Annotated in this window: 9 protein-coding genes; 7 read left to right on the forward strand and 2 right to left on the reverse strand. The window is 40.7% G+C overall.

Annotated features, from left to right (window positions below; genetic code table 11):
* Positions 1-526 precede the first annotated feature (526 nt).
* The 7 genes from VB740_RS34455 (at position 527) to VB740_RS34485 (ending at position 6,627) form a co-directional block, all read left to right on the forward strand.
* Positions 527-709 carry a hypothetical protein gene (locus tag VB740_RS34455; protein WP_323204305.1) on the forward strand — a complete coding sequence of 61 codons (183 nt, stop codon included), beginning with the start codon at positions 527-529 and terminating at the stop codon, positions 707-709.
* A gap of 64 nt (positions 710-773) precedes the next feature.
* Positions 774-1,160: a VOC family protein gene (locus VB740_RS34460; RefSeq protein WP_323204306.1), complete on the forward strand. Its 387-nt coding sequence runs from the start codon at positions 774-776 to the stop codon at positions 1,158-1,160.
* Between the two features lie 342 nt (positions 1,161-1,502).
* Complete coding sequence (locus tag VB740_RS34465; protein WP_323204307.1) at positions 1,503-2,423, forward strand: bestrophin family protein; 921 nt, start codon at positions 1,503-1,505, stop codon at positions 2,421-2,423.
* A 118-nt stretch (positions 2,424-2,541) separates the two neighbouring features.
* Positions 2,542-3,378, forward strand: a complete 837-nt coding sequence (locus tag VB740_RS34470; RefSeq protein ID WP_323204313.1) for an alpha/beta hydrolase — start codon at positions 2,542-2,544, stop codon at positions 3,376-3,378.
* Positions 3,379-3,564: 186 nt separating this feature from the next.
* Positions 3,565-5,289, forward strand: a complete 1,725-nt coding sequence (locus tag VB740_RS34475; protein WP_323204308.1) for a serine/threonine-protein kinase — start codon at positions 3,565-3,567, stop codon at positions 5,287-5,289.
* A gap of 94 nt (positions 5,290-5,383) precedes the next feature.
* Positions 5,384-6,304, forward strand: coding sequence for an Rpn family recombination-promoting nuclease/putative transposase (locus tag VB740_RS34480; protein ID WP_323204309.1), 921 nt, complete (start codon positions 5,384-5,386; stop codon positions 6,302-6,304).
* Between the two features lie 38 nt (positions 6,305-6,342).
* Positions 6,343-6,627 (forward strand): hypothetical protein, encoded by a 285-nt coding sequence (locus VB740_RS34485; protein WP_323204310.1) that lies wholly within the window; start codon positions 6,343-6,345, stop codon positions 6,625-6,627.
* 154 nt (positions 6,628-6,781) lie between these two features.
* On the opposite strand, the gene VB740_RS34490 is transcribed toward VB740_RS34485, so the two are convergent.
* Both VB740_RS34490 and VB740_RS34495 read right to left on the reverse strand, forming a co-directional pair.
* Positions 6,782-7,570: an ABC transporter permease gene (locus VB740_RS34490; RefSeq protein WP_323204311.1), complete on the reverse strand. Its 789-nt coding sequence runs from the start codon at positions 7,568-7,570 to the stop codon at positions 6,782-6,784.
* 46 nt (positions 7,571-7,616) lie between these two features.
* Complete coding sequence (locus VB740_RS34495; RefSeq protein WP_323204312.1) at positions 7,617-8,597, reverse strand: ATP-binding cassette domain-containing protein; 981 nt, start codon at positions 8,595-8,597, stop codon at positions 7,617-7,619.
* Between the last annotated feature and the right edge of the window lie 314 nt (positions 8,598-8,911).

An 8,911-nucleotide genomic window follows, 5' to 3' on the forward strand; every position in this document is an offset into this window, starting at 1 on the left:
GCTACGTCTCTACAAGGTTTCTGGATAAGGCATATTTAATTTTTGGAGATGTCTAATGAGAAGAAGACAACCCCTTTCACAAAAGAAGCGGTAATTAGTCTTCAAATTTGCAACTATCTGGTTTGCACAACTAGATCATGTGATTAGTGTCTGCACATTAGACCTCTTGTAAAAGGAACTTTTGCACTTAGATGGGTAATTTTAAACTCCAATAATGAAAAAACTCCAGAAATGTTTGTGACAAATCTGGAGTCAGGAAAGATACGCATTTACCTATACCAAATTTTCCTCGTGAGAGTATCCTACGTCATCAGGGTATACACCCAAATACAGTTGGGATGCTGAGGATGAGGATCAAATGCTGTGCTTCTGGCTTACACAACCTCTCTGTTGGAAGTAACACAAAACAGCCCCAGATGTACTGAGGCTGTTTGGCGAGAGTTGTGTGGCAGAAGGGGTACATCAATAAGTGATGCCCCATGTTTAGATATAGATAATTCAGTATGCATCCTTATTCAGCAATGTTTTGGCATATCCGGATGATTTGAAAAATTGTGTAGGTGCAGCCCGCACTTCTCTACGAGACGCTCCGCGTAGCTTGCTTCCCCGGAGGGGTACGACTTGGCTCAGTGAGCATCGTAGACATCGCTTTTTCCAAAAAGAAACTCCAGATGCACTTAAGGCATCTGGAGTAGTAACAGGTTTCTAACATCAATCAATTTTTACCTATGCGATCGCCCAATGTCGTTAGGGTATATACTCAAATGTATTTTATGTCTGTTCATCCGCAAATCGACCAGCAAATTACCTTCTTTTACACCCATAATCTCAATGCATCTACAGAATTCTACGAACAAAAGCTGGGTTTTGAGTTGTGGCTTGACCAAGGAACCTGTAGAATTTTTACTGTTAGCGGTTCTGGATACTTAGGTTTGTGCCAAGCAAGCGAAACATCAACTCCTCCAGGCGACAAGCAATTAGGTGTCATTTTTACCTTGATAACGCAGCAGGTGGATGAGTGGTTTGAATATCTCAAAGAACGTGGCATCGAATTTGAAAAGCCACCGACACTAAATGAAAAGTACAACATTTACCACTGTTTTTTACGTGATCCCAGTGGTTATTTAATTGAAATTCAACGTTTTGAGACTAACGACTAAAAAAAGACATAACTTATTTAGTTAGGGACTTCCAAAAAATAAATTATCCCAACTTATTTCTAGATTTGTAGGGGCGCAAGGCCTTGCGCCCCTACGACGGGATATTTTTTAATTGGAAGTCCCTAACAGAAGGCAATACGCTTAGGAGCATCCTCCTCAAGCTACCTCAGCAGATTGTAACAGAAGGTAAGATACAGTCTGTCGGCCAGCATATCCTGTTCTCTTCCCAACGCTGCTTATTACAGTATCCTGTTTGCCAATTGTGCTATTTCTATAGTTATTATTTTTAAAGTATCGATATTTAAACGATCGCTTCACTAAATATTTTCTTAGGGTGACTGCATGACAACCAAAAAACTCACATGGCTACGCACAACATTCCAACTTAAAGGTTCGGTGGTAAGAGCAATTTATAAACATATTTTATGGTGCGGAGCTTTCGGATTTCTGATTTCTATACTTTATCATTTTGATTTGCCTGTATCCCAACCTATTTTAGGAAGTGTTATTCCTAGTATTGTTTTAGGCTTGTTACTTGTATTTCGTACCAATACTGCTTATGAGAGATTTTGGGAAGGGAGAAAATGTTGGGGTTCTCTAGTAAATAACATCCGAAATCTGGCACGGCAAATTTGGGTATCAATTGACGAGATATCACCAGAAGATAAAGACAATAAAATTACAGCATTAAATTTATTGGTAGCTTTCGCTGTGACAACTAAATTACATTTACGGGGAGAAGCAGTCAATAGCGAGTTAGAAGATTTAATGCCATCTAGTAAGTATGTAAAACTGAAAATTATGAATAATCTCCCTATAGAGGTTGCCTTTTGGATAGGAGATTATTTACAAGAGCAGTATAATCGTAATTGCCTCAATAGCTACCAGCTAACATCTATGCAAGAATTATTGAATAGTCTTGTGGATAATTTAGGTGCTTGCGAACGAATTTTAAAAACACCTATACCATTAGCTTATGCCATTCATCTCAAGCAGTTGTTGCTGCTATATTGTTTTTTACTACCTTTTCAAATAGTGGAGACTCTAGGTTGGTGGACAGGTTTAATTTCTGCTTTGGTCGGTTTTACACTATTTGGTATTGAAGCCATCGGCTTGGAGATAGAAAACCCCTTTGGTTATGACCCTAACGACTTACCTCTAGATGCGATTTGCGACACAATGAAACGCAATATTGATGATTTAATTACTCTAACTCCAAATACGCGATCGCACTCAAGTAATTTGACCTATGAGAAAAGTTGAGATTGGGAAGAAGTTCCAAGATTTGGTTATAGCTGTCAAGTCTCATCTGGCCGCGTCCATCTTCTTTCGCAGTACTATATAAACGCGAAACAATCTCTTCATTGGTGGATGTGCAATGATGCCTGTACGTCAAACTTTATCAAAGCCTGATATCCAACTTTCTTACTTAGAGTGGAACCAAGGGCAAAAACCTTTACTGCTGTTACATGGTTTAGGCGACCATGCTTTAGTGTGGTCTAGTTTAGGAGATTACTTAGCGGCAGAATACCACATAGTTGCACCAGATATGCGCGGACATGGCCAAAGTAGTAAGCCTGAGAGAGATTATACTTTTGAAAGTGCGATCGCAGACCTCGAAGCACTCATGGATCATCTGGGATGGACTTCTGCCCAGATTGTAAGTCATTCGTGGACAGGTAAACTAGCCGCTATCTGGGCAAGGCAAAACCCAAAGCGTTTGCGGAGTATAATTCTGGTCGATCCAATTTTCATCTGGAAAATGCCCAGTCTTCTCAGGGTAACTTTTCCCATGTTGTATCGCTTCTTGCCTTTTCTCAAAAGTATGGGCCCCTTTGCCACTTATGAAGAAGCTGAACAAGAAGCACGGCAATTAAAGCAATATCAAGGATGGAGTTCCTTACAGCAGCAAGTTTTCCAAGCAGGAATAGAACAAAAACCCGATGGTAGTTGGGGCAGCAAATTTACCATAGCCGCCCGCGACGGCATTTTTGAGGCAGTAATGCAAGTGCCTGGTTTTACAATTCCCCTTGACATCCCTGCCATCTTCGTCCAGCCAGAACAAGGATTGAATCGCCAAGATTGGCAAATTAAACCCTACAAAACTTATCTTAAAAACTTACGCATCTGCCAAGTTCCCGGCAATCATTGGCCGTTTTTGACACAACCAGAGGCATTTAACCAAACTGTAGCAGCTTTCTTGGCAGAACACAGATAGAAAATCTCATAATTATTGGACGGGATTATCATACGGCAACAGAAGAATTAATAGGAGCGATGTCTAGCGACAAGTAGCTAGCTATGCATCTGCGCTCCTCTTAAATCAGTTATTTGTTATCAGTAACCAACCAGTGAACGCTGACAACTAATAACTGATAACTGTTAATGTACGGATAAGCTAGTCATGAGCCTTTGTATCAATCCCGTTTGCCCTAAACCAAATCATCCGAATAATCATCAAAACCGCTTTTGTCAAAGTTGTGGTTCCCATTTGGAGTTGCTAGGGCGTTATCGGGTGATGTGCCTGTTGAGTGACAAAACAGGGTTTAGTAAAGTTTATGAAGCATACGAACAAGATACCCCTAAAATTCTCAAGGTACTCCAAAAGGATTTATCAAGCGATGCCAAAGCAGTAGAACTATTTCAGCAAGAAGTAACCCTATTAGGACAACTCAAGCATCCCGGCATTCCTAACGAAGATAGTTACTTCCAATACCAAACCCGAAATGGTTTAGTGTTGCATTGCATTGCAATGGAAAAAATTGATGGATACAACTTAGAACAGTGGCTAAAGCAGCAACAGAATTACCCTATTTCGCAGGAACAAGCTGTAGCCTGGTTAAAACAATTGGTAGAAATTTTGGATTTAGTGCATGGTAAACAGTACCTACATCGAGATATTAAGCCATCTAATATCATGATTCGCTCCCCCCTTGGGAAAGGTTGGGGGGATTTGGTACTGATTGATTTTGGCACCGCCACTGAAATTGACACAACCAAACCAGACCAAATCAGCAACGGCGACGGGATGACGGCACTAATGTCATCTGGCTACAGCGCTCCAGAACAAATGAACGCTCAAGCAGTACCGCAATCAGATTTCTTTGCCTTGGGACGCACATTTGTATTTTTACTCACGGGATACCATCCTTTAGATGTGTATGATGTCCAGCAAAATTTGTTGCACTGGCAAAATCATGCAACCCATATCTCACCCTTACTATTAAATTTAATTGATTGGCTAACAGCACCGGATATAGAAAAGCGTCCCGCTAATACTCAGAAAATTTTACAGCGATTAGAAGAAATTGAAAACCAACTAACAGAAACTACTCCTGAAATTATTAATTTAGTAGGGGATTATAATATTGAGCAATTACCACCACTAATTACTAAAACTTCACTCCCTCCACAGAAACAGCCAGAAGAAATACCATTACTGGCATTTTTTGCAGCGCTGCTAGTGATATTAGGATTACTTAGTATAGTGGCTTTAGCAACGCGAACACCACAATTTTCTCTGAGGTCAAATTACGGACAATCTCCAGAAAAAAAAGGTAAAATTGATTATTTTCCTTATAAAGAAGGTAGAGACAGTCAGGGCAGGGTAGCGGAATTTAATGTAGCTGTATTATCATTAGAATACAAATGGCTTTTAGGTAGCAATTTTCAAATTAAATATAATGATGAAATTATTAGTCTTGACCTTTTAAAGTTGAACTTAGAACAAGAAGGTATACAGAATATAATGGAAGCCCCTAGTGAGATTATTTCTGTAGGTACAGTTTCTTGTAAAGGGAATATAGAAGCTCAACAGCGAATGGCTTTAGAACGTTCCAAACAAGTACAATTTTTAGTAAAAAAATTATTTATTAATACACCAAGCGTCAAAGGTTATCGTATATTAAATTTGGGACAATTTCAACGGAGTGATTGTCAGAAAAATCAGGATTTAACTAAATATCAGAGAAGTATTATAATCATTGGAGCTAAAAAACAATCAGCAGGTGTAATTCTCGATGAAGCATTAAGGGATAGGTTAGAAAAGAAGCCTTTTGCTGATTTTAAGTTAGAAGATTATTCTTTGGGGACGGCAGAAAAGTTTAAAACGATACCGAGTAATTTATAAAATCTCTATTAAAGTACATCAGTGCATAGGCATAGTCCATCGTAGATATCGCCACTTTAGCCATAAACTACAACTATGGTCATCTACATCCCCTATGGCTAAAGCAGCAGATATTAGCACCAAGCGATTAATCAGCCTCGCACCCGAAAATTGGGTAAAATGGGTAACACAAATTCCCGATATTGTATGCGGTGAAATTATCAACTCCGAATTCCAGTGGATTAGCCGTGAAAGTGATGTCTTAGTCCGCGCCACCAGTCCTCAATATGGCGAATTTATCGTACTCAACGAGTTACAATTACGCTACAAAGCTGAAATGCCCAAACGGATGCGGGCATACGCAGCACTAGCTGAAGAAAAGTACAATCTGCCCACCTATCCGGTACTAGTTAACATCCTCAAAGAAAGCGATGTTGAAATTCCCACCAGTTATGAATCGCAATTTGCAGGTTTACAGGCGCATCAAGACTACCGTGTTATCAACCTTTGGGAAGTCGATGTAGAAATCGCTTTTACTCAACCTGTTCCCTCCTTGCTTCCCTTTGTCCCAATTCTCAAAGGAGGTGCAGAAGAATCCACTGTGCAACGGGCATTGCAAATTCTCCGCGCCGATGAGCAATTGAGCCAGCTAGAAATTGTTATGGCTTTTTTTGCTACCTTCGTATTAGACAGCGCTTTAGTTCAGCAAATCATGAGGTGGGATATGGCAGTGTTACGCGAATCTCCCTGGTATCAGCAAATTTTGAGAGAGGGCGAACAACGTGGGGAAGAACGAGGACGGCAAGAAGGACGGCAAGAAGGACGACAAGAAGGACGACAAGAAGGACGGCAAGAAGGACAGCGAGAAGGGATACTCTCAGGTATTGAACTCGCTTTGGAGATAAAATTTGGTGCTGAGGGATTGCAACTGATGCCAGAAATCTCTCAAATTTCAGATTTAGATAGATTAAAAGCAATTCAGCAGGGAATTAAGAGCGTGAATATTCTAGATGAATTACGACAATTTATGAACTGATGGAACTTCTTTGAGTTTGGCAAATCATGAGGTGAAATATGTCAGTGTTCGAGAAATCTTTCTTTTATCAGGAAATTTTCCAAAAGGCATATCAGAAAAGTTTCCACGAGGCACGGGAAAAAGCGATACAAGAGGAGAGGCTATTGACCATTGAACTGCTTTTGGAGATAAAATTTGGCAGTGAGGGATTAGAATTAATGCCAGAAATCTCTCAAATTTATGATTTAGAGCAACTAGAGTTAATTAAGCGAAGCTTTAAAAAGCTAAATACTTTAGACGAATTGCGTGGACTTATCAGTAGTATTCAAACTTCCTCAACTTAGTAGATGATTTTATAAATTCGTAGCGAAATAATTGCTACATATCCAACCTTTGCGGCCCTCTGCGTTTCATTACTTTCAATTCTGCACGGTTTGACGCAAAGCTGTACTTAGCCAAATCATTGGACAGTATTTTTTTTGTTGAATGTTAAATTATCTAAGCTCCCATCCCAGAGTACCGTTTTAAACCTGCACGCCACAGCAAACGATTCGCGCCCAAAAAGACTAATATCCAACCTACCATTGATCCAAATCCCTGGACTATATCCACGGGTAGCCCTACCAAAAGACTCGCAGGGAAATCAATCAAATAGGGAAAAGGCGTAAACATAACTATTTTCTGCACAGGTTCTGGAAAGACCTCTAAAGGTGCTATCAAACCAGATAAAAATAGATAAAACAACAACCAAAAATTTTCTAAAGCAGTAGCCCGTTCTGTCCAAAAGGCGAACATGGCAAAGGTGTACTGAATCGTAAACCGCAAAGCAAAAGCTAACACCGCCGCCAATATAAACAGCAAAAACCTACTCAAACTTGGTACCCAAAAAGCTTGGGGATAAAGAATAAAAAATAATCCCACTAATAAAAAAGTAAACGTTAGCCGAGCAAATCTTTCAGAAATATGGGATGCAACGTGATGCCATACTGGGTCGAGTGGTTGTAGCAACTTGGGCGAAAGCCTACCTTCCACTACCTCTCTTTCAAAGTCCCAAATTACCCAAGCAACCGTTAATTGTCTAACGCCGAAAACTGTGATGAAGTAACGAGCAAAATCCACAGGTGATAGTCCAAACTGCCCGCCTTGTGCTGCCTGTATCCAGATACCCATGAGGATAATCGGCAAAGACCCTGCCAAAACCCATAAGATTAGTTCTGCCCGATACTCAACCATATAGGCGTAATATACTGACAGCAAAGTGAGAGATTTTCTAATAAATTTTTTCATCTACGGTGCATTCTCCCCTTGACAAGTCTATTCGTCTCAGTACTAACTACACGACACCCGCCTGAAAAACTCGTCCAATCACTTCTTCTACAGGCGGTTCGGTAACTGTTAAATCAATTACCTCTAAATCCGCCAAAATCTGGGAAACAGTGCGGGTGAGCGCCTCTCTTGGCACCAGAAAATGTACCGATCGCCCTTCCAAGAGTTGGACATCACCATAGGCCATAAGTTTTTCTCTCGGTAGAGGTTGGGCTAACTCTATATGAACTTCCCGATGAGGAGCAAAACGTTCTAGCAGTCCATCCAAGTTACCGTCATACATTAGCCTTCCCTGATGAATCAACAGCACTCGTTGACACAAAGCTGTAATATCAGCCATGTAATGACTTGTTAACAACACTGTAGCCTGATAACGCTGATTGTAGTCGCGCAAAAAATCGCGCACTGCCATCTGAGCATTCACATCTAGTCCCAGAGTCGGTTCATCTAGGAATAATACGTGAGGACGGTGCAAAAGTGCTGCTAGCAATTCCGCCTTCATCCGCTCACCCAAAGATAGTTTCCGCACTGGTTGGGTAAGTTTGCCTTCCAGAGAAAGCATCTCTGTTAGTTCTCCCACCCGCCGTTGGAACTCTTTATCAGAGATGTTGTATACAGCAGCATTAATTCTCAAAGAATCCAGCGCTGGCAAGTCCCAAATTAGTTGCTGCTTTTGCCCCATTACCAAGGTAATTTTTTGCAAAAATGCTTCTTTCCGATGAAACGGAATTTGTCCAGCTACTTGAACTTTACCGCTAGAGGGATGAATCAGCCCCGTGAGCATTTTGAGTGTGGTGGTTTTACCAGCCCCATTTGGACCCAAAAACCCTACTACTTCACCAGGGGCAATTTCAAAGGAAACATCCTGAACTGCCTGAACTGTGCGGTAGGTACGGCGAAAGAAGTGGGTGATTGTGCCTTTAATACCCGGACTTTTAACCGCTACTGGGTAAGATTTACTTAGCTTTTCAGCAATGATAATTGACATATTTTTTGTATTAGAACCACAGATGTAACAGGTTAAACACACATCAATCATTGGTGTTTAGCGCCAGACCTTTCAACGCGTTCATTTGTACTATATTTTCTCCCAAAATACACACCCAATTAACCCTTACACAATCAGACTTACGGGATATTCTCCCAAAAATGCTCAATTCTAGAGGCAATAAATTGACCGTTTTGGATATGCGATCGCCTAAAATTTCATCGATAGCCGAGAAGCATCATTTTTGGCGTTAGTCTGGGAGCGGGTTTCAGCCTTTGATTGAGTAGTTCATTTGTTCGCGTTGAAAGGGCTGG

Source organism: Nostoc sp. UHCC 0251, assembly GCF_034932245.1.
Taxonomy (GTDB): Bacteria; Cyanobacteriota; Cyanobacteriia; order Cyanobacteriales; family Nostocaceae; genus Nostoc.

Bases quoted from the DNA above. Each gene is read 5' to 3' on its own strand.
- VB740_RS34460 (WP_323204306.1), top strand. From the start codon at position 774: ATGTCTGTTCATCCGCAAATCGACCAGCAAATTACCTTCTTTTACACC.
- VB740_RS34465 (WP_323204307.1), top strand. From the start codon at position 1,503: ATGACAACCAAAAAACTCACATGGCTACGCACAACATTCCAACTTAAA.
- VB740_RS34470 (WP_323204313.1), top strand. From the start codon at position 2,542: ATGCCTGTACGTCAAACTTTATCAAAGCCTGATATCCAACTTTCTTAC.
- VB740_RS34475 (WP_323204308.1), top strand. From the start codon at position 3,565: ATGAGCCTTTGTATCAATCCCGTTTGCCCTAAACCAAATCATCCGAAT.
- VB740_RS34480 (WP_323204309.1), top strand. From the start codon at position 5,384: ATGGCTAAAGCAGCAGATATTAGCACCAAGCGATTAATCAGCCTCGCA.
- VB740_RS34485 (WP_323204310.1), top strand. From the start codon at position 6,343: ATGTCAGTGTTCGAGAAATCTTTCTTTTATCAGGAAATTTTCCAAAAG.
- VB740_RS34490 (WP_323204311.1), bottom strand. From the start codon at position 7,570: ATGAAAAAATTTATTAGAAAATCTCTCACTTTGCTGTCAGTATATTAC.
- VB740_RS34495 (WP_323204312.1), bottom strand. From the start codon at position 8,597: ATGTCAATTATCATTGCTGAAAAGCTAAGTAAATCTTACCCAGTAGCG.